General features: G+C 62.2%; 24 protein-coding genes. 7 read left to right on the forward strand and 17 right to left on the reverse strand.

The window, feature by feature from the left end; translation table 11 throughout:
• Positions 1 to 82: 82 nt before the first annotated feature.
• Positions 83 to 883: an ArdC family protein gene (locus ASE22_RS05530; RefSeq protein ID WP_056355928.1), complete on the reverse strand. Its 801-nt coding sequence runs from the start codon at positions 881 to 883 to the stop codon at positions 83 to 85.
• 377 nt (positions 884 to 1,260) lie between these two features.
• Complete coding sequence (locus tag ASE22_RS05535; protein ID WP_056355930.1) at positions 1,261 to 1,539, reverse strand: hypothetical protein; 279 nt, start codon at positions 1,537 to 1,539, stop codon at positions 1,261 to 1,263.
• Positions 1,540 to 1,632: 93 nt separating this feature from the next.
• Here ASE22_RS05535 and ASE22_RS05540 point away from each other — a divergent pair, with 93 nt between their 5' ends.
• A complete protein-coding gene (locus ASE22_RS05540) occupies positions 1,633 to 1,839 on the forward strand; it encodes a helix-turn-helix domain-containing protein (RefSeq protein ID WP_056355932.1) in 207 nt (68 codons plus the stop codon).
• Here ASE22_RS05540 and ASE22_RS05545 read toward each other — a convergent pair whose 3' ends face one another.
• The 6 genes from ASE22_RS05545 to ASE22_RS05570 form a co-directional block, all read right to left on the reverse strand.
• The gene (locus ASE22_RS05545; RefSeq protein ID WP_056355934.1) at positions 1,840 to 2,277 is read right to left on the reverse strand and encodes a DNA -binding domain-containing protein; all 438 of its coding nucleotides are present in this window, start codon (positions 2,275 to 2,277) and stop codon (positions 1,840 to 1,842) included.
• Positions 2,278 to 2,389: 112 nt separating this feature from the next.
• Entirely contained in the window at positions 2,390 to 2,602 is a 213-nt protein-coding gene (locus ASE22_RS05550; RefSeq protein ID WP_056355936.1) for a transcriptional regulator domain-containing protein, read from the reverse strand.
• Positions 2,599 to 3,459: a phytanoyl-CoA dioxygenase family protein gene (locus ASE22_RS05555; protein ID WP_056355939.1), complete on the reverse strand. Its 861-nt coding sequence runs from the start codon at positions 3,457 to 3,459 to the stop codon at positions 2,599 to 2,601. The genes ASE22_RS05550 and ASE22_RS05555 overlap by 4 nt, the downstream gene beginning before the upstream one ends.
• Before the next feature lie 2 nt (positions 3,460 to 3,461).
• The gene (locus ASE22_RS05560; protein ID WP_056355941.1) at positions 3,462 to 4,064 is read right to left on the reverse strand and encodes an acyl-homoserine-lactone synthase; all 603 of its coding nucleotides are present in this window, start codon (positions 4,062 to 4,064) and stop codon (positions 3,462 to 3,464) included.
• 87 nt (positions 4,065 to 4,151) lie between these two features.
• Positions 4,152 to 4,928, reverse strand: a complete 777-nt coding sequence (locus ASE22_RS05565; protein WP_082545657.1) for a helix-turn-helix transcriptional regulator — start codon at positions 4,926 to 4,928, stop codon at positions 4,152 to 4,154.
• A 20-nt stretch (positions 4,929 to 4,948) separates the two neighbouring features.
• Entirely contained in the window at positions 4,949 to 5,416 is a 468-nt protein-coding gene (locus ASE22_RS05570) for an Lrp/AsnC family transcriptional regulator (protein ID WP_056355942.1), read from the reverse strand.
• 142 nt (positions 5,417 to 5,558) lie between these two features.
• On the opposite strand from ASE22_RS05570, the gene ASE22_RS05575 reads away from it, so the two are divergent.
• The 3 genes from ASE22_RS05575 to ASE22_RS05585 all read left to right on the forward strand — a co-directional run bounded on the left by ASE22_RS05575 (position 5,559) and on the right by ASE22_RS05585 (position 9,144).
• Positions 5,559 to 6,794: a thiamine pyrophosphate-dependent enzyme gene (locus ASE22_RS05575; protein ID WP_056355944.1), complete on the forward strand. Its 1,236-nt coding sequence runs from the start codon at positions 5,559 to 5,561 to the stop codon at positions 6,792 to 6,794.
• A 62-nt stretch (positions 6,795 to 6,856) separates the two neighbouring features.
• Positions 6,857 to 7,861, forward strand: coding sequence for an alpha-ketoacid dehydrogenase subunit beta (locus ASE22_RS05580; RefSeq protein WP_156397382.1), 1,005 nt, complete (start codon positions 6,857 to 6,859; stop codon positions 7,859 to 7,861).
• 5 nt (positions 7,862 to 7,866) lie between these two features.
• Complete coding sequence (locus ASE22_RS05585) at positions 7,867 to 9,144, forward strand: dihydrolipoamide acetyltransferase family protein (RefSeq protein WP_056355948.1); 1,278 nt, start codon at positions 7,867 to 7,869, stop codon at positions 9,142 to 9,144.
• Between the two features lie 233 nt (positions 9,145 to 9,377).
• Here the strand turns inward: ASE22_RS05585 and ASE22_RS05590 are convergent, their stop codons facing one another.
• Complete coding sequence (locus ASE22_RS05590) at positions 9,378 to 10,049, reverse strand: EthD domain-containing protein (RefSeq protein ID WP_056355950.1); 672 nt, start codon at positions 10,047 to 10,049, stop codon at positions 9,378 to 9,380.
• Positions 10,050 to 10,614: 565 nt separating this feature from the next.
• Between ASE22_RS05590 and ASE22_RS05595 the strand changes: the two genes are divergently transcribed.
• The gene (locus ASE22_RS05595) at positions 10,615 to 11,187 is read left to right on the forward strand and encodes a hypothetical protein (RefSeq protein ID WP_156397318.1); all 573 of its coding nucleotides are present in this window, start codon (positions 10,615 to 10,617) and stop codon (positions 11,185 to 11,187) included.
• Positions 11,188 to 11,217: 30 nt separating this feature from the next.
• Positions 11,218 to 11,433, forward strand: a complete 216-nt coding sequence (locus ASE22_RS27975) for a 2-dehydropantoate 2-reductase N-terminal domain-containing protein (RefSeq protein WP_162248255.1) — start codon at positions 11,218 to 11,220, stop codon at positions 11,431 to 11,433.
• On the opposite strand, the gene ASE22_RS05600 is transcribed toward ASE22_RS27975, so the two are convergent.
• Complete coding sequence (locus ASE22_RS05600) at positions 11,417 to 12,463, reverse strand: aromatic ring-hydroxylating dioxygenase subunit alpha (protein ID WP_156397317.1); 1,047 nt, start codon at positions 12,461 to 12,463, stop codon at positions 11,417 to 11,419. The two genes, ASE22_RS27975 and ASE22_RS05600, sit on opposite strands and share 17 nt — an antisense overlap.
• Before the next feature lie 107 nt (positions 12,464 to 12,570).
• Here ASE22_RS05600 and ASE22_RS05605 point away from each other — a divergent pair, with 107 nt between their 5' ends.
• Complete coding sequence (locus ASE22_RS05605) at positions 12,571 to 13,452, forward strand: AraC family transcriptional regulator (RefSeq protein WP_056355956.1); 882 nt, start codon at positions 12,571 to 12,573, stop codon at positions 13,450 to 13,452.
• Between the two features lie 3 nt (positions 13,453 to 13,455).
• Here ASE22_RS05605 and ASE22_RS05610 read toward each other — a convergent pair whose 3' ends face one another.
• The 7 genes from ASE22_RS05610 to ASE22_RS05640 are packed head-to-tail and all read right to left on the reverse strand — an operon-like array spanning position 13,456 to position 17,934.
• Positions 13,456 to 14,220: an HpcH/HpaI aldolase family protein gene (locus tag ASE22_RS05610; protein WP_056355957.1), complete on the reverse strand. Its 765-nt coding sequence runs from the start codon at positions 14,218 to 14,220 to the stop codon at positions 13,456 to 13,458.
• A complete protein-coding gene (gene hpaH / locus ASE22_RS05615; RefSeq protein WP_056355959.1) occupies positions 14,217 to 15,023 on the reverse strand; it encodes a 2-oxo-hept-4-ene-1,7-dioate hydratase in 807 nt (268 codons plus the stop codon). The genes ASE22_RS05610 and hpaH overlap by 4 nt, the downstream gene beginning before the upstream one ends.
• Positions 15,023 to 15,415 (reverse strand): 5-carboxymethyl-2-hydroxymuconate Delta-isomerase, encoded by a 393-nt coding sequence (locus ASE22_RS05620; RefSeq protein WP_056355961.1) that lies wholly within the window; start codon positions 15,413 to 15,415, stop codon positions 15,023 to 15,025. Before ASE22_RS05620 ends, hpaH begins: the two co-directional genes overlap by 1 nt.
• Entirely contained in the window at positions 15,415 to 16,233 is an 819-nt protein-coding gene (locus ASE22_RS05625) for an extradiol ring-cleavage dioxygenase (RefSeq protein ID WP_056355963.1), read from the reverse strand. Before ASE22_RS05625 ends, ASE22_RS05620 begins: the two co-directional genes overlap by 1 nt.
• A complete protein-coding gene (locus tag ASE22_RS05630) occupies positions 16,230 to 16,553 on the reverse strand; it encodes an aromatic ring-opening dioxygenase LigA (RefSeq protein ID WP_056355965.1) in 324 nt (107 codons plus the stop codon). The genes ASE22_RS05625 and ASE22_RS05630 overlap by 4 nt, the downstream gene beginning before the upstream one ends.
• On the reverse strand, positions 16,550 to 17,305 hold the full coding sequence (locus tag ASE22_RS05635) for a fumarylacetoacetate hydrolase family protein (protein ID WP_056355966.1): 756 nt from the start codon (positions 17,303 to 17,305) through the stop codon (positions 16,550 to 16,552). Before ASE22_RS05635 ends, ASE22_RS05630 begins: the two co-directional genes overlap by 4 nt.
• A complete protein-coding gene (locus tag ASE22_RS05640) occupies positions 17,302 to 17,934 on the reverse strand; it encodes a fumarylacetoacetate hydrolase family protein (RefSeq protein WP_056355969.1) in 633 nt (210 codons plus the stop codon). The genes ASE22_RS05635 and ASE22_RS05640 overlap by 4 nt, the downstream gene beginning before the upstream one ends.
• Positions 17,935 to 18,013: the final 79 nt, after the last annotated feature.

An 18,013-nucleotide genomic window follows, 5' to 3' on the forward strand; every position in this document is an offset into this window, starting at 1 on the left:
CATCAGGCTGACCTTCGCCAGCTCTTGGGTCAGCGCTACGGCCAGCCTGATGACTGCCTACCGTTGGCGTCCATCACCGCTCTTACTGCAAAGTCGCATGCGGTGCAGACTGTCCAGATAAGGCGACCAGTTCCTCGCGGGCGTAATCCTTGCTACCGAAGGCGTTGGCGAGGTTGCGCCCAAGCCGCGATGGGTGGCCGGTCGCGTGGGTCAGTTCGTGCAGACTGGTCCGGTAATAGTTGATCTGCTCGAAGAAAGCGGGCTGCGGCGGCACCTGCACGAAATCGAGCGACGGCACATAATAGGCCTTGGGTCCGCCGATCCGGAAATCGACACCCGATGCGGCGATGACCTCTTCGGCGACGGGGACGATCTCGCGCTCGGGCAAGGGCGCGGGATCGGTGGCGAGGCCAGGGCGCAGCCCCTCGCATTGGGCGATGTTGAAGACGGTGAAGCGCTTGAGGAAGGGGATCGCCTTGGCGTCTGCGCCGGTTTCGCGGGCCTTGGCCTTCTCGGCCTCGGGCGTGAACCGGTCGGCATAAACTACGGTGGTGCCGCGTTCGCCCTTGCGGACGCAGCCGCCCGCCTCCAGCGCCTGCTTGAAGGTCAGCCAGCCCTGATCGGGAAAGCCATGCGCGATGACCGCACCCCACAGGATCAGGATATTGACCCCCGAATAGGAGCGCGTGGTCAGCGCGTTGCGCGGCAGGCCCGGCCCAAGCCCCGCCGCCGCTGCCGACCCCCAAGGCTGAACCCATGGCAGACGCCCCGCCTCCAACTCGGCGACAATGCGGGCTGTGACCTCGTCATAGAGGTTCACGCGCGGCGCGGGCGGCTGGCCTCCAGCCTCAAGAGCGGCGGAACGGCGGGTGGCTTTGCGCATCGGTCGGCTCCTTCCCTGCCCAAAAAACAAGCCTCCCGCGGAAGAGCGGGGGGTGGGCGGCGAAGCGAACCGGAAAGGCCCGCGCAAGCGGACGGCGGCACCGAAGGGCGCAACGCAGTGGAGCACCCTGGAGCGAAGCGCAGGGGTTGCCGACGGCCGCGGCGGGCCTAGCAGGGAGCGCCGACCACCGACCGCTCGACCGGGAGGCTCCAACAACGCCGCCGCGCCGCCAGGTGCGGCGACCGCTAACGGCAGCTATGCTGCCGCCGCGTCATGCGATCGTTACCGCAGGCCGAGACGCCGAAGGCGGCTCGGGTCCGAGCGCAGCGAGGAGTAGAGCGCGGCCGCGCGGAACGCGCGGGACGCAGGATAGCCACCTAGACCTCGGTGGTGATCGATGATTCCGAAAAAGCCTCGATCGCGGCACCGAGCCCCTCGCCTATGATCCAGCGGGCGCGGACGAGATGCGTCTCCCAGCATCGCTTCGTGCCTTCAGGATCGGCCGTCGGATCGCGCCCGAGGATCGCGCTCGCACCGTCGACCCAGTCGGTACCCGCATCGTCGGCGCCGATCAGTTCGGCATAGATGAGCAGGTTGCGCCGGTCATAGTCGGAAACGATTTCGCCGACAGGCGCTATGGCGCGAAGAGGTTGCACAGCCCATCCCTCGTAGAACTACAGGGCAAGATCATAGCAAATAGGAACGATAGTTCCTAGAAGGATCGTTCCGGTCCGCTGAAAAGCTGGTCGATGGATTTGAAGCACCTCCTCGCCAAGAACGTGCGCAAGCTGCGGCTGGCGCGCGACATTACGCAGGAGGAACTGGCCGACCGGACAGGGATCAGCTCGCGCTATGTGGGATCGATCGAACGGGCGAGTGTCTCCGCGAGCGTCTCGATCCTCGGCCGCCTCGCCGTCGCGCTGCAGGTGACACCTTGCGAGCTGATCACCGAATAGTCAGACGGCTCGCTGAAGGATACCGGCCGGGCCGGCGCAAAGTAATCGATCCGATAGCGCGATCAGACGCCGCGCCCAAGATTTCATCCAGTCGCCATCACCCGGCCAATCATCGGTGCCGAGTAATTCCACTGCGATGGTGCGGGTGCTCGCATTCTCGGCACGCGCATCGAGCGCGCGGAGCGCCAGGATCAACCGGGGAAGTCGCTTATCGGTCGGGGCTGGCAAGGTCCCGCCAGTGAGCATGGCGCGCAGCCGACAGACGGCCGAAAGTTGCGCATCGACATCCCGCTCGAGCACGATCTCAGGAGAAAGCTGGACCGGACCGTCGAGCGCGGACCCGCCGATGATGTCGAGACGGATCGAATCGCCGGTACCGTCCAGGCGAACGTGCTGGCAGTCGCCCATGACGGCGACGGTCGCATCGAAATGCCGCATGTCGAAGGTAAGCGGCGCGCCGGCATCGCATCGGCGACGGCGTGTTCGGAGCACCGCGGGATCGACGGCCTCGGTCCAGATCGGCTGGCAGCGAGCGCCGTCGATCGCCGGATCAGTTGCGAAACATCAGTCCCCACCGGGCCGCGACGACCTCGGGCGCCTCGTCCAACATGGTTCGCTCAGCAATTCCTGACAGTTCAAAGCCAACAAAGTCGACGTTCCGCCGCAACACTTCCCAGGCGAGCGCCGCGCGGCCGCCACCCGCGATCGCGGCATAGGCAGCGGCATCGCGCCACTGGCCGCTGGGAATGACCCTGTATGTCATGGCTGATCGTCAGACTCCGCCGCGAAGGCGGCGGCCGCCGCAACCTGATCGGGCCGCAGCGCGTCGACCGCACCGATATGTTCGGGCACGTCGTCATCGAACAGGATCGACGGGCATTGGCCCTCGACATTGCCGAGATTGGGCCGGTGCTGCGCGTAGCCAACCAGGGCTGCAAGCTCCGGCGAAAACGTCCGCGCGATAGACGGTGGATAGACCAGCCATTGCAGCTCGAACGGCTTCAGCCAGCCGAGACAATAGCTGACGATGATACCGCGCCGCGGCCTGCCGGACAGATTTGCCCCGCCGCCGTGCAGGCTCGAGCCTAGGAAGAGAAGCGCATCGCCCGGCAGCACCGGCGGCACGATCGCCTCCGCCTCGGGCAATAGCGGAACGTCCTGATCAAGGTGGCTGAAAGGCCACAGCCGCGTACCGCCATTGTCCGCCGTGAAGGTCGTCAGCGGCCACATGACGTTGACGAGATATTCGAAACCGCCCTTCGGTCCCGGCCACATATCCTGATCGCGGTGCGGCAGCTGCGCCGGCGCGCCGGGGTGGATCTCGATCGCCTGGGTGAGGTTGAGCGCGATCCGGTCGCACCAGGGCAGCAGCATCTGCTCGACGATGCCCAGAATCGTCGATTGCTGGACAAGCTGAGCAGCGAGCGGCGAGCGCTTGAGCAGCGATCCGAAACGGCGGGTCCGTTCGCCGTAAAAGACGCCCTTCCCCATCGGCGTCGCCGCGAAGGCTAGCGCGAGATCCGCTTCGAGGTCCGCGATCACTTCAGGCTCGACCACGCGCGGAACCACGCAATAACCGTCGGCCGCGAGGCGCGCGGCATGGCGATCGATGGCCGGCATCTTCACGCCGCCATCTCCAGCGGGCCGACGTAGACGCCGCTCCAGCGCATCCGCTCGGGGGTGTCTGGTCCAATATGGACCGAAAAGGCGCCGACCGGCCCGCCGGGGAAAGACACTGCGGGTCCAAGCGGCTCGGCGAGCCAGCCCATTGCCAGCACTTCCTTGCGGAAAGCCTCGGGGAGAAGCCCGGTGTAGCGGATTATCTCGCGCGCAAGCGCGAAGTCGATCATGCCGGTGATCAGCGCATTGCGCAGCTCGCGGCGGCGCGCGGCGCCATGACGCTGCGGCAGACAGAGCCGCGTGCTCTCCCAAATGCCGAAGCCGGCCGGCACCCCGAGCGGGCAGAGATGCGGCCACAGCGTGCTCAGCATGTGCGGCCGCTGGGTCGGCAGCAGCCGCATCGAGGCTTGATGCTCGCCGTGCTCGTCGATCGCGATCAGATAGACGCTGTACGCGTCGTCGAACTGATCGATCTCGAAACGCCCGTCGATGACAGGGACATCCCAACCGAACAGGTCGACGAAGAGCGTCTTGCGGTCGGCGAACATTCCCTCGATCGACCGGTGGTGCGGCGAGGTTGGACGGTTTTCGATGGTGAGGATCATGGGGGCTCGTCCGGGGCTTGGGTGAGCCCTGAAAAAACCACCGTTGGCGTCGCGAAAATATCCCAGCGCAAATGCGCGGGATTGACCCTATTTCAGTTCGTCGGTGCCGATCTCACCGGCGAGCACCGCAGCGGCCAGAAGCTCCGCGCGATTGGCGGCGTTGAACAGCCGATAGCCGTCGCGCAGATAACCATCGACCGTGCGCGGCGCGAGATTCAGCGCGCGAGCGATCTGTTTGTTGGACAGGCCGCGGGCAACGAGCGCGACGCAGTCACGGGGTCGAGGATTGAGCCGCGGCCGCGTTCCTTTGACGATCGGCTCACCCGCGAGCTCGCGAGCGTGCTTGAACGCGAACACCCCGATCATCTGCACCAAACCAATCAATTTCTCGGCCTGCTCGGCCGAGATTTTGCCCGCGAAGGTTGCCGAGCCGAGACAATAGCCGAGCTTGTTGCATGGCACCGTGATGCCCTCATTGAGGCCATGGCTGAGACCGAATTCGAGCGTCGCGCGGTCGCGGCGGTCCATCGCGATGAGGGTGTTGAGCTTCGACCAGATGAAGGCGCTGTCGGCGAACATGCAGCCCCGAAAGACCGGATCGCGACGATAGGTGCCCTGCCCGATGATGCGCTCGGCGATGGCTGCGGGATATTCGCGGACATCGACCTGGCCGGGCCGGTAGATACGATGATCTTCGTGGCTGATCAGCGCATAATATTGGCAGCCGAAGTCGCGCGCGACATTGGCCATGAGCACCTGTAACGCCTTCTCGTCGTGGGCGGCGGCGAGCTCGCGCAGGAAGTCGGCAAAAAAGCCGGCGGCGAAATCACGATCGGTGCGGTTGATCCAAGCCGCATATTCCATGCTCACGCGCGCGGACGCTATCAGATCGGCAGGTCGGTCGTCGCCTTCACGCTCTTCAACGCAAAGCTCGAATTGACCGACGCCACACCGGGGAGATGGACAACCACCTTTTTGAGAAAATGCTCATAATCGTCGATGTTCGGCACGACGACGCGCAGGACATAATCGCTGTCGCCGCTCATCGCGAAGCAATCGAGGATTTCAGGGTGCTGACGCACTTCGGACTCGAGTGCCTCGAGCGTCTCCTCCTTGTGACTGTTGAGCTTGAGGTTGGCGAAGGCCATCACGCTTAACCCAAGTTTTTTCGGATCGAGAATGACGGCACGACGAAGAATGACTCCCTCGTCGTCCAGGCGTTTCATGCGACGCCAGCAGGGCGTCTGGGACAGTCCAACCGCCTCACCGACATTGAGAATCGACATTTCCGGATGTGCCTGAAGGGTCCGCAGGATTTTGCGATCCGTTTCGTCGAGGCCACGAACTGCCATAACCGAACGCCTACAAAGAGATTAGGCCATCTATATACCCTATTTCGATTAGAATTTTCTTCTCAATTTGTAGTGAATTTGGTCGCGAATAGGTCAGGACATTCTAACGGCACGCTTGCTAGTTCCTGTCGGCGGGGGGCGCATGACAAACAGGCCGACATTGCAGCTATATATTCCCGAGCCCCTGGCGCGGCCCGGTGAGGCCGTCGACTTCGGCGGCCTTGTGATTCCGTCGGCCGGCAGCGTTGATAGGCCAGCGACGGACACGCCCGAGAGCGAGCTCCGCCTTCTCCCCTACCAGCTGATCCGCGTGCTCGACGACGAGGGCCAAGCTGTTGGACCATGGAAGCCGGAGGCGACGCCGCTGCAGTTGCTTTGCGGATTGCGCGCGATGATGCTGACCCGCGCGTTCGATGAGCGGCTGTTTCGCGCACACCGCCAAGGCAAGACCAGCTTTTACATGAAATCGACCGGAGAAGAGGCGCTTGGCGCGGCACCTTCGATGGTGCTCGGGTATGACGATATGTGCTTCCCGACCTATCGGGTGCTGAGCTGGCTGATGGCGCGCGGGTACCCGCTGACCGACCTCGTCAACCAGATCTTCTCCAACGCCAAGGATCCACTGAAAGGCCGGCAATTGCCGATCCTTTATTCGGCGCGGGATTACGGTTTCTATTCGCTGTCGGGGAATGTCGGCAGCCGCTTCGGCCATGCGGTGGGCTGGGCGATGGCGTCTGCCTACAAGCAGGACGACAAGATCGCGCTCGCCTATATCGGCGAGGGCACGACCGCCGAAGGCGACTTCCACGAAGCGCTGACCTTTGCTTCGGTCTATCGCGCACCCGTCATCCTGTGCGTGACGAACAACCAATGGGCGATATCGAGCTTCGCCGGGATCGCGGGCGCGAATGAGACGACCTTTGCCGCCAAGGCGCTCGCCTATGGCATCCCTGGCCTCAGGGTCGATGGCAACGACTTCCTCGCGGTCTGGGCCGCAACCGAGTGGGCGGCCGAGCGCGCGCGCACCAATCAAGGCGCGACGCTGATCGAGTTCTTCACCTACCGGGCCTCGGGGCATTCGACGTCGGACGATCCGACCAAATATCGTCCGGCCGACGAACCCAATCACTGGCCATTGGGCGATCCTATCACGCGGTTGAAGCGCCACCTGATCAACGAAGGCATCTGGGACGATGAGCGTGACGTCCATCTGCTCGGCGAGGTCGACAACGAGGTGAAAGTTGCCGTGCGCGAAGCCGAGTCCGTCGGCACGTTGGGCAAATCCAAGCCTCCGATCGCCGAGATGTTCGAGGGCGTCTTCGCCGAGCCCGACTGGCGCCTGATCGAGCAGCGCCTTGAAGCAGGCATCACGCCGTGATCATGATCGACGGCGATGCACCGCCCGCCACCGAACTGCAAGATGTCACTGCAACATCGACCATGACTATGGTCGATGCGCTCAATTCGGCACTCGACGTCATGCTCACACGCGACCCCGACGTACTGATCTTCGGCGAGGATGTCGGCTATTTCGGCGGCGTGTTCCGCGTCACCAACGGGCTTCAAAAGCGCCATGGTCTCCAGCGGTGCTTCGATGCGCCGATCAGCGAAGGCGGCATCATCGCGACCGCGATCGGAATGGGCGCCTACGGCCTGCGGCCCGTCCCGGAGATCCAGTTCGCCGACTATATCCTGCCAGCGTTCGACCAGCTCGTGTCTGAAGCCGCGCGACTCCGCTATCGATCCAATGGCGAGTTCTGGGCGCCGATCACGGTGCGCTCACCCTATGGCGGCGGCATCTTCGGCGGACAGACGCACAGCCAGAGCCCGGAGGCGATCTTTGCCCATATCACGGGCCTGAAGACGGTGATTCCCTCGAACCCCTATGATGCCAAGGGTCTGCTGATCGCCTCGATCGAGTGTGACGATCCGGTAATCTTCCTCGAGCCCAAGCGGCTCTATAATGGCCCGTTCGACGGCCGGCATGAACAGGCGGTCAAGTCATGGGCGGGCCATGGTGCCGCCGAAGTGCCGACTGGCCATTACAGCATTCCTCTCGGAACCGCCGCTATCGTTCGCCAGGGCGAGGCGGCAACGGTCCTCGCCTACGGGACGATGGTGCATGTGGCGCTGGCTGGCATCCAAGATAGCGGGATCGACGCAGAACTCATCGATCTGCGGTCGATCGTGCCGCTCGACATCGACACCATCGTCGCGTCGGTCCGCAAGACCGGACGCTGCCTGATCCTGCACGAGGCCTCACGCTTTGGCGGATTTGGTGGCGAGCTCTCCGCGCTCGTCCAGGAACGCTGCTTTTACGAGCTCGAGGCGCCCGTTACGCGAGTAGCCGGCTACGACACGCCTTATCCGCATGCGTTCGAATGGGACTATTTCCCGGGGCCAGCCAGGCTCGCGGCAGCACTGACCGAACTGATGCGGGGCTGATCGCGATGGAAAGCTTCAATTTCAAACTGCCGGATATCGGCGAAGGCATCGCCGAAGCCGAGATCGTCGCCTGGCATGTCGCGATCGGGGACGTCGTCGAAGAAGACGCGCCTCTCGCCGATCTGATGACCGACAAAGCGACTGTCGAGATGACCGCTCCGGTCGGCGGCAAGATCGTTCAGCTCGCCGGAGAGGTTGGCGAAAGTGTCGCGATCGGGTCGATATTGGCCGTGTTCGCGGTCGAGAGTTCTGCGCCCGACGCGCCGGTACCCGCGCTCACCGTAAAGGATAGCCGCCAGGCGGCATTCATTCCGGCGCGTGAGCCGGATGCGCAGGAGGGGCCTGCGCGGGGAGAGGAAGGCAGGGAGGCGTCGGTATGCCCTCCCGCCGAGACGCAGCAACCCCTTCCTCTCCCCCACCCCCCCGCTCGTATTCTCGCCTCGCCCGCCGTCCGGCAGCGCGCCAAGAATCTCGGCGTGGAGCTCGCCCAGGTGAAGACCGTTGAGGGAGGGCGGGTCCGTCACGCCGATCTCGACGCCTTCCTCAGCTACAATGCCGGGGGCGGCTATCGCCCGGCGGGCGGCGCCCGCCCCGACAAGCAGATCAAGGTGATCGGCATGCGCCGCCGCATCGCCGAGAATATGGCCGCGTCGAAGCGCCACATCCCGCACTTCACTTATGTCGAAGAGATCGACGTCACCAAGCTGGAGGAGCTGCGCGCCGATCTCAACGCCACCCGCGGCGCCAAGCCCAAGATCACCATGCTGCCGCTGCTGATCCTCGCGATCTGCAAGACGCTGCCCGATTTCCCGATGATCAACGCGCGCTATGACGACGAGGCGGGAATCGTCACCCGTTCGGGCACGGTCCATCTCGGCATGGCGACGCAGACCGACGCCGGCCTGATGGTGCCGGTGATCCGCAACGCCGAGAGCCGCAACATCTGGCAGCTCGCCACCGAGATCGTCCGCCTGGCGGACGCCGCGCGCACCGGCAAGGCGAAGTCGGAGGAGCTGTCGGGCTCGACCCTGACGATCACCTCGCTGGGCCCGCTCGGCGGGATCGCGACGACGCCCGTCATCAACCGGCCCGAGGTCGCGATCATCGGCCCAAACAAGGTGGTCGAGCGGCCGGTGTTCCGGGACGGCATGGTCGTCGTCGCCAAGCTGATGAACCTCTCGATCAGCTGCGATCACCGGGTCGTCGATGGCTGGGATGCCGCCAGCTATGTCCAGGCGCTCAAGCGGCTGATCGAGACGCCGGCGCTGCTGTTCTTCGACTAAGACCGCATCGGCCGCACGGCGAGTGTGTTCATGAGCACGACGGAGCCGTCCCATTGGGATCATGCCATTGTGGATCCTGGGGCGATCCTCTCCATCTTCGCCGCGGGGCATTCCGTGGCCATGATCGCGCACGGATAATGTGCGGAGCACCTACGGCAAGCTTGCCGACAATATCCTCGTCATTATCCGATTCGGCTCATGCGGCCGTGACCACGCGTCCACGGGTCTGCCGCCTAGATCTGATCGATGCCGACGGGCCAGAAGACAGGCTCTTCGCGAACGATTAATCCCGTCGTAGCGGAAGCATCTATGAGAGGCATATTCTCGCTACGCCTCTCCTTCCAAGCATTTTCGAACGTCGCCAAATCCGGCCACCAGGAAATTTCCAATCCATCATAGGGTGGGTCGCCGAACCGCGTCTCGCTGCTGTCTAGAGCCGTAACCCGCAGCAACTTCTGCGGCTTCCTGGCCCCTGCAGCCATTTCCCACATCGGGTCCACCCACTTTGCGAAATCGCCGTTTGAAACGCCTGGCCTACGCTTTACCCACAACATTACCTTGGTCAGATGCAGAGCTTCGATCCGGCTTGGGCCCGCAACCAACTCCACCTCCCGTCCGATCAGGACTTGAGGCCGCATAGCCATGAATCTTTCTTCATCAACAGCCGCGCCCTCAAGATACTCTGGGGACGAAGCGAAAGATCGAAGATTATCCAAGGACCTCATCCAGACTTCCGCACAACCGTCCGATGTCCGCGGAAGCCCCTCAATGTCGCCTTCGATAAGATGGTTTTGCAAATAACCTAGCGTCAACCCAATCTCAGCCATGCGCATGGCGTATTGCTTGTGGACAGTGCGCCAATATTCGCTGAATTCTTCGATGTTAAACCCGGGCCTTCGCCACATGATTCCATATAGCTTTAGAATAGCTTGCCTCCCGCAAATCCCAATTTCCCGCCAGATAGGCCCTGAACGACAAGCGAGTGCGTAATGGCACTGGCATCTCTCAACGCCCGCAAGGCTGATACTCCTCGCTAGCAAAAGGCCGCTCGATGGAGAGACGATCAGGAAATTCGATAGTCACCAGGTTTTTCGGGTACCAGCTATCCTAGATCACCGAAGGATCCTCATCAATAGCCAATGGTCGACTTCCGAATTTGGCTAGCAACGCCGCTGCTTCTCTTCTGCATCTCTCCAATCCCGCTTGATCGTTGACAATCATCTCTGCCAAGAAAAATGCGCTCATTTCCCGACTCTCTGCTGGATATCCACGAGACCGTCTTGCTGTCATTGGCGATGGCATCCGCTGCGACTATCTTACGATATCGGCGTTCGCGCGATTGCTTCCATACGGATTCTACAAGGGGGGATACTCTTGAGAGTATGGAACATATCGGAGGAACAATATTAAATTCGCGTACGTATCTACATCACCAATGCCCATAATTTCGGCATGAAGGTCAACGATTATATGATCAAGGGCAACGACATTCCCGAAAAGCTCTATAAATCCGTTCTTCCTGAATCGATGAACGTAAGATTTGTCGAAAATCACGTTATTATCGATCGACCTGCGAATGCGGTATTTGATTGGGTCACCACATGGGGCAATATCAGCAAATGGCTTGCTGTTGCCGATGAGGCGGAACTCATCCGGGGAGGCCCGATCGAGAAACCCTCAAGGATCGGCGACGTTTTGCTTGAATATGTCCCGCCGAAATACGGGAACACCTCTTCCAATGAACCTTCAATGCGGAAAACCTATGCCTACACTGTAGTCGTTCTGGTCGAGGGTCTCCTCTGGATCGCCGCCGGACAATCATGGGAGAACGGAGTGGCAGGGGAGAAAATCCGGTTCGTTCAGATTTTTTCGACCAAATCCCTTTCCGAAACACGGACTTTGTTCAGCCGGACTTTTCATTTTATCAAGGATGAGGTCGTGAATCCGGTACAGCGTTATCCTGTGGACGACCCCGAATTGATGCAAGAAAGCCTCAAGCGCTTGAAAGCCGTCCTCGAGGCCGAGACGCCCACTCAGGACTGAGACTATCCCGCAGCTGCAAGGAGCGCGATCTTGAGCGAGGGCCCATCACAGTGGGACTATGCTATTTTTGGGCCAGGCGCACTTGGCTCCATCGTGGGTGCCCATCTTCGTCGCGCGGGTTATTCCGTGGTCACGATCGCTCGCGGGAAACGCGCGGACAACGGCTCGAGTTTGAGATCGGTAGGCTGGGCGTACCAGGGGCATCATCGTCCCCAAGCGCGCGAGATCCTCAAGCGTCGACGTTGATGTTCTTCTCGCGGGCAAGCAAAGACGCCAAGAGGCGACGACCATGCGTCAAGCCCGCATCGACGAAGATATAGGCCATAGGATCATCTCCACTCTCATCGACGACCTTCTGCTGGGCTTCGATGAAATTGCGGTCTTCCTCGAACCCTTCCTGGATCCGAGCCGCGAGCCGCTCCGTTAGGTTGCTGGATTCGAGATTAAAGTTATGGGCATAAGCCCAGAAGAAATGAGCGTTCCTTTCATCCTCCGGAGTGATGATCTGCACCGCGTGAAATTGCAGCGCCTCGGCCACCCGATTGCCCTCGGGCGCACCTGTACCGGCCGGAGCACTACCCGAGTCCATATTGAACACGTTACCCGGCACGAACAGCTCATAGATGTTCCAGCGATCGATCGGCCCTTCGAGATCGGTGACACCGCGCAGATAAGGAGCCAATTCCGGCTCGCTCTTATACCACCTTGTGATCTTAACGGCGCTGTCGGTGACCTCGATCTTGGGTTTCGTCTCCGCAATTGAAACCGAGCCTCCCAGCGTATTCTCGTGTACGAAGGAGAGGTGCGAGAAATCGAGCAGATTATCGAGTATCAGCCGATAATCGGCCTTATAATGGATATAGGCGGGGATCGACCGCCAGTTCGGATCATCCTGCCAATGGCAGTCCGGAACCAGCGACGGATCCGATAGAGCGGGATCGCCCATCCATATCCATATCTGCTTGTAGCGCTCGACGACCGGGAAGCTCTTGACCGCGATGCCCGAGCTTGGCCGCTTCCGGCCAGGCTCCTCCACACATTCGCCCTGCCCGTCGAAAACCAGGCCATGATACATGCACCGCAAGCAGTCTCCCTCGCGGCGCCCCATCGATAGCGGCGCAAAACGATGGCTACAACGATCGACCAAGGCTGCCACACCGCCACTTTCCTTCCGGAAGAGCACGACCTGCTCACCCAGCAGCTTTCGTGACAGCAGGTCCGTTCCCTGCACTTCATGCGACCATGCGGCAACATACCAACAATTGAGCAAAAACATCAAAAGCCTCTTTTTGATTGGGCCTGACTCTGCTTTAATTTATGGACTGGTGACAGGCAGGAAAGGCGAAAATGCCGACCAGTTTGTCAAAAAAGATGAGAGGGTGAATGACGGCCGAAGTCCCCTTTTTCTACATCTATGGCGAACCGCCGCGGGAAGTAGACTCCCGGTTTGTGCATGTCGAACGCGTGTCCGATCGCGTCGCCGTGCATAACGGCCATGTTTCGGCGCACAGCCATCCGCACCTTCACCAGCTTTCCTTCTGGCGCGAGGCGGAGGGCGATTATCTGATCGAAAGCGAACGGATGACATTGCCGGGGACGGCGCTCGTCGTGATGCCGGCGGGCATAGTCCACGGCTTCGACGTCCCTGTCCGCGGAGACGCGATCGTGATCAGCATGTCCGAAGGTTTCTGGGCCGACTGCACCGAAGCCATGGACGCCCGCATCGTCGATGCGCTGGCCGGGCCGCGATTGCTCGATGTCGACGAAATGGCCGAGGAATTCGGGTTGCTGTTCGAACGGGTGGAGCGGGAATATCGCTATCCATCCTGGGCCCAGGCGGACGCCATGGCGGCCTATGTCCGGCTCATCCTGATTTTGATCGCACGGCTCGGTGAAGCCCGGAACAAGGCCGGATCGGGCGTCAACGCGCAGGGGAAGCGGTTGTTGACGCGCTTCCACATATTGCTCGAGCGCCATTTTCGAGAGCGCTGGTCGGTCGAACGCTATGTGGAAGAGCTCGGCACGACCGCCTATCTGCTGAACAACGCCGCGCGCGGCGGGCATGATCTCAGTGCTGCGGCCCTGGTGCGGGGGCGGACCATCACCGAAGCCAAGCGGCTGCTCCTCTACACGGCGCTTCAGATTTTCGAGATCTCGACGACGCTCGGCTTCGAGGATCAGACCCACTTCAGCCGGGCATTTCGTCAAGCTGTCGGCCAGTCGCCGGCGACCTGGCGAGCGGTGCATTTGGCCGCCCGTCGCTGACCGTCAGGCACCGTCCGGGCGGCAGGCTTCGACCAAGGTCCGCGCGCCGGCGGTGAGCAGGCCGATATCGGTACCCAGCGAGACGAACGCGATGCCGTCCGAGATGCGCTGACGCGCGTCGTCGACCGAGAGCGCGAATATGCCGGCCGGCTTGCCGGCGGCCGCGATCCGCGCGAGCGCCCCGGCGATCGCGCTTTGAACATCCGGATGACGCGGGTTACCGAGATGCCCCAGCGACGCAGCCAGATCTCCAGGGCCGATAAACACGGCGTCAACGCCGTCGACAGCGGCAATCGCGTCGAGATTCTCCAGCCCCGCCCGGCTTTCGATCTGCACGATGAGACCCACTTCCTCATGAGCTGTCACCAGATAGTCGCTCCGCCTGCCGAACCCCGACGCCCTGCTCGTCGCGCTGGCGACACCCCGGATCCCGCGAGGCGGGAAGCGCGTGGCCGCCACGAGCGCCCGCGCCTGATCGGCGCTTTCCACCATCGGCACCAGCAGCGTCTTGAAGCCGATATCGAGATATTGCTTGATGATGGCCGCTTCGCCGACGGGCACGCGCGCCACCGCCTCGACCGGAAAGGCCGCCACGGCCTGAAGCTGGCCCAACAATGTCTGGAATGTATTGGGGGCATGCTCGCCATCGATCAGCAGCCAATCATAGCCCGCCCCCGCGCATATCTCGGCGGTATAGGGATTGGCCAGCGCCTGCCATAGCCCCAACAGGGGCCGTCCCTGCCCCAGCGCCGCCACGAACCGGTTCATGCGAAGCGAACCGAAATCGAGCCGAGCGGGCCATAGTCGACGTGGAAGCTGTCTCCCGCCGTCGCAAAGACCGGCGCGGTGAAGCTACCGCTGAGGATGATCTCGCCCGGCTGCAATGTCTCGCCCCACGGCGCCAGCTTGTTGGCGAGCCAGGCCACGCCGATCGCGGGATGACCCAGCACGGCGGCGGCGACGCCGCTATCCTCGATCACGCCGTTGCGATGAATGAGCGCCGCGATCCACCGGAGATCGACGGCATCCGGCTTGACGGGATTCCCGCCGAGCACGATCCCGGCATTGGCCGCATTATCGGAAATGGTGTCGAACACCTTGCGGGTCGCGCCGTTCGCGGGATCGACCCGGCGGATACGCGCATCGATGATCTCGACCGCTGGCGAGACATAGTCGGTCGCGTTCAGCACGTCGAATATGGTGCAGTCGGGCCCCGAGAGCGCGTCCTTCAGAATGAAGGCGAGTTCGACCTCCACGCGCGGTTCGATGAAGCGCTCGACCGGAATGTCGGCGTTGTTGGCGAACAGCATGTCGTCCAGCAGCGCGCCATAGTCCGGCTCGTCGATGTTGGACGAGCGCTGCATCGCCCGGCTCGTCAGGCCGATCTTGTGACCGATCAGCCGCCGCCCGTCACCGATCTTGCGGCGAACCCAGGCGCGCTGGATTTCATATCCGTCTTCGATCGTCATCGCCGGATGATCCGCCGAAAAATGGCCGACTTGTTCCCGATCCTGCTCCGCCCGGTGCAGGCGTTCCGCCAATTCGACGACGATAGCCTCCGACAATGGCATCAGCTGACCTTCTTGAATCGCGCGTGGATATTGTTGTGCTTGAAACTGTCGGCTTCGTCGGCTTCCTCAACATACATCGACAACGCCAGGTACCGGCGTTCGAACAAGGGAGCGAAATGACCCTTGATCCGTTCGAATAGCGATCCAAAAAAGGCCCGCTTGAACTCGGCCGGCCGCCCCGCGCCGATCTTGATCGTTATGTTGACGAACGCGTCCTGACCGCTGTCGTCGGCGATGACATAGTCGGTCAGCTTGATCCCCCGGACGCGGATGCCGCCCCAGGGAAACACGCCATCGGCATCGCGCATCGCCTGCGCGATGAGGCGAAGCAGCGCGCCGATGTCCGCTTCGCCCTCGAGATTGTCGCTCCACTCGACCACGGCATGGGCCATCAGCCTATCTCCATCGTCGCGACCGTGCATCCCACCGCATAGATCGGGATCGGCTCATAATAATGGACCGTACCCCGCCCCTTCGCCGCCGCCGCGGTGGCGATGAAGGTGCGGATCTCGAAGCCCCCCTGCCCTGCGTCGGCATAGGTTTCGGCATCGCTGTAGCGCAGCATCGCCTCGCGGGCGCCCGACGCCCACCGATCGAGGAATGCGCGATCCCATTGCTCGTTGATCCGGCCGCTATCCGGCGTCGCCGGCCAGTGCGATATGCCGCCGGTCCCGACGATCGCGATGCGCTCGGGAACGCTGTCGGCGGCGCGGCGCAGAGCTTCGCCGAACGCCCAGGCGCGGTGCAGCGGCGTGAGGGGCGGGCCCTGGCAATTGATATTGGCCGGTATGATCTTGAGTTCGTTGCGCGGATCCAGAAAATGGAGCGGCACCATGATGCCATGGTCGAAACGCCATTCCTCGGCATACGCCACGTCCACCGTCTCCAGCACCGAGGATATGATACGGCGCGAGAGATCGGGATCGCCCTTTACGGTCCGCGACGGAATCCTGAGCCATTCCGGATCTTCGATCGGGCCCGAATAATCCTCCCCCATGCCCATCGCATAGGCCGGCATGTTGTTCATGAAGAAATTGGCGAAATGCTCCGCCGCGATGACGATCAGCGCATCGGGACGGGCCGCCTCAAGCGCCTGCTGCATGGCGGCATAAGCCGCGGCGAGGTTTTTACGCAGGTCTTCCGGCGCACGCTCCGCCCGGCCGGTGATGCCCGGAGCATGGCTGCAGACGCCGGCAAACACCAAGCTCATCCCGCCACCTTTTCGTCAGGAGACGTCGTCATCGCATATATGCCGGCGCGTACCGGGCCATATTGCTTCACGCCGTCCCGCATTCTTTGCAGATAATCGGACCATTCGATCCCCCGCAGCGCCGCATAATGCATTAGAATCTGTCCATTCACGCCAAGAACGTAGAGCAGTCCGATATCGGGCTCCAGCAAAGCGCCGCGCTCCTCTTCGCTCAAGGAATAGCCCGAAGCGAAAGCGGCCGGATCAACCTGGAACCGCTGTTTCGCCTCTTCGCTGCGGTTCAATTCGAACAGCAGCTTGCTGAGCTGGTAGAGGCTCATCGCGCGCTCACCACCTGATTGCGCAACGTGCCGATCGCTTCGATCTCGGACTCAATCACATCGCCGGGCTCGACGAAGTGCAGGCCATGGGGTGTCCCTGTCAGAATCAGGTCACCCGGCAGGAGGGTCATGAAGTCCGAAAGATATTCGACAAGCCCAGCAACATCCATGATCATATCCGCAGTGGATCCGTGCTGAGCCACCACTCCGTTTACGCGGGTCGTCAGCGACAGCGCCTGTGGATCGCCGATATCGGCCGCATCGACGATCCACGGCCCGATCGGCGTGGTCGCGTCGCGATTTTTCACCCGCGCATTCGGACGATAATAGTTTTCGAGATATTCGCGGACTGCATAGTCGTTGGCGATCGTATAACCCATGACGTGATCGAGCGCCTGACCACGCTTGACCTTGCGCGTCGGACGACCGATCACCGCGACGAGCTCGCATTCGGGATGCATCTGGCGCGCGTCGGTCGGCCGTGGCGTTGCCCCGCCATGACCGACCAGCGTGGCATGCCCCTTGAGGAAAATAAGCGGTGCTGCCTGCTTCGCCGCAAAGCCGAGTTCAGCGTTATGATCGGCATAGTTGAGGCCGAGCGCAAAGATCGTCGCACCCGATGTCACGGGAGGCAACCATTGCGCCTCGGACGCCGCGATAGGTTCGCCATCTGGTGCCAGCAGCGTTGCTCCGCCGCGTTCGACGGTCGCCCATATCTCGCGGCCACGATGAAAGAGCCGGGCGCGCTTCATTGCGCCGCCTCCCAGACGATGCTGGTGTGAAGCGAGGGCAGGCCTGGCGTCGTGACACGGATTGCCTGTCCCGCGCTCGCGGTCGGCGCGTCACCCGGCAGACCCACGAGCAGGAGGTCACCGGCCTTGAGCGTCATGAAGGCGGCTAGATCGGAAACGAGCCGCCCGATCGGGCGCGCCAGCCTGTCCATCGCCCAGCAGTGCACGGGAACCTCATCAATGTAGGTTTCGATCCGAGCCATTTCCAACGGCGCATCGAAGGATGCGAAATCACCCAGCGGCAGGAAGCGATCCCGACAACGTTCGCGTATCGCGGGCCGGTAATAGCTGTCATGCGGCTGGGAGACGTCGAGTGCCAGGCATGCCGCGGCGATACCCGCCCACGGATCGTCGCCCTCCGTGACATCGCGGCCGAAATGGACGGCGATGGTCGGCGCGATGGCTACCGCGTCCAAACTCCGGGGTATCGGCACCGACGCACCCCCTAATGCGAAGCAGTTGCGCGGCTTGATATAGACGATCGGCGCGACGGGCAGGCCACGATAGGGCGGCTGAAGAAGATCATCGCCCAGGCTTTCCAGTTGCTGGCGATCGTTTAGCGCTACGCCGTAGGCCGTTCCGTAAATCATCAAACTTCCTTCGATGCCCGGATATACTTAACATGATAAGTTGTCAACTTGAACTCCGGATGGCATAGGACTGCCATGT

This window comes from Sphingomonas sp. Root720 (assembly GCF_001428605.1).
Classification (GTDB): Bacteria; Pseudomonadota; Alphaproteobacteria; order Sphingomonadales; family Sphingomonadaceae; genus Rhizorhabdus.

Excerpts from the sequence above, each read along its gene's own strand:
- ASE22_RS05600 (WP_156397317.1), bottom strand. The coding sequence starts at position 12,463 with ATGTTTTTGCTCAATTGTTGGTATGTTGCCGCATGGTCGCATGAAGTG.
- ASE22_RS05575 (WP_056355944.1), top strand. The coding sequence starts at position 5,559 with ATGACAAACAGGCCGACATTGCAGCTATATATTCCCGAGCCCCTGGCG.
- ASE22_RS05545 (WP_056355934.1), bottom strand. The coding sequence starts at position 2,277 with ATGCGGCATTTCGATGCGACCGTCGCCGTCATGGGCGACTGCCAGCAC.
- ASE22_RS05580 (WP_156397382.1), top strand. The coding sequence starts at position 6,857 with ATGACTATGGTCGATGCGCTCAATTCGGCACTCGACGTCATGCTCACA.
- hpaH (WP_056355959.1), bottom strand. The coding sequence starts at position 15,023 with ATGCCATTGTCGGAGGCTATCGTCGTCGAATTGGCGGAACGCCTGCAC.
- ASE22_RS05625 (WP_056355963.1), bottom strand. The coding sequence starts at position 16,233 with ATGAGCTTGGTGTTTGCCGGCGTCTGCAGCCATGCTCCGGGCATCACC.
- ASE22_RS05610 (WP_056355957.1), bottom strand. The coding sequence starts at position 14,220 with ATGAACCGGTTCGTGGCGGCGCTGGGGCAGGGACGGCCCCTGTTGGGG.
- ASE22_RS05530 (WP_056355928.1), bottom strand. The coding sequence starts at position 883 with ATGCGCAAAGCCACCCGCCGTTCCGCCGCTCTTGAGGCTGGAGGCCAG.
- ASE22_RS05620 (WP_056355961.1), bottom strand. The coding sequence starts at position 15,415 with ATGGCCCATGCCGTGGTCGAGTGGAGCGACAATCTCGAGGGCGAAGCG.
- ASE22_RS05585 (WP_056355948.1), top strand. The coding sequence starts at position 7,867 with ATGGAAAGCTTCAATTTCAAACTGCCGGATATCGGCGAAGGCATCGCC.
- ASE22_RS05635 (WP_056355966.1), bottom strand. The coding sequence starts at position 17,305 with ATGAAGCGCGCCCGGCTCTTTCATCGTGGCCGCGAGATATGGGCGACC.
- ASE22_RS05555 (WP_056355939.1), bottom strand. The coding sequence starts at position 3,459 with ATGCCGGCCATCGATCGCCATGCCGCGCGCCTCGCGGCCGACGGTTAT.
- ASE22_RS05590 (WP_056355950.1), bottom strand. The coding sequence starts at position 10,049 with ATGTGGCGAAGGCCCGGGTTTAACATCGAAGAATTCAGCGAATATTGG.
- ASE22_RS05560 (WP_056355941.1), bottom strand. The coding sequence starts at position 4,064 with ATGATCCTCACCATCGAAAACCGTCCAACCTCGCCGCACCACCGGTCG.
- ASE22_RS05630 (WP_056355965.1), bottom strand. The coding sequence starts at position 16,553 with ATGAGCCTCTACCAGCTCAGCAAGCTGCTGTTCGAATTGAACCGCAGC.
- ASE22_RS05565 (WP_082545657.1), bottom strand. The coding sequence starts at position 4,928 with ATGGAATATGCGGCTTGGATCAACCGCACCGATCGTGATTTCGCCGCC.
- ASE22_RS05595 (WP_156397318.1), top strand. The coding sequence starts at position 10,615 with ATGATCAAGGGCAACGACATTCCCGAAAAGCTCTATAAATCCGTTCTT.
- ASE22_RS05640 (WP_056355969.1), bottom strand. The coding sequence starts at position 17,934 with ATGATTTACGGAACGGCCTACGGCGTAGCGCTAAACGATCGCCAGCAA.
- ASE22_RS05540 (WP_056355932.1), top strand. The coding sequence starts at position 1,633 with ATGGATTTGAAGCACCTCCTCGCCAAGAACGTGCGCAAGCTGCGGCTG.
- ASE22_RS05550 (WP_056355936.1), bottom strand. The coding sequence starts at position 2,602 with ATGACATACAGGGTCATTCCCAGCGGCCAGTGGCGCGATGCCGCTGCC.
- ASE22_RS05605 (WP_056355956.1), top strand. The coding sequence starts at position 12,571 with ATGACGGCCGAAGTCCCCTTTTTCTACATCTATGGCGAACCGCCGCGG.
- ASE22_RS05570 (WP_056355942.1), bottom strand. The coding sequence starts at position 5,416 with ATGGCAGTTCGTGGCCTCGACGAAACGGATCGCAAAATCCTGCGGACC.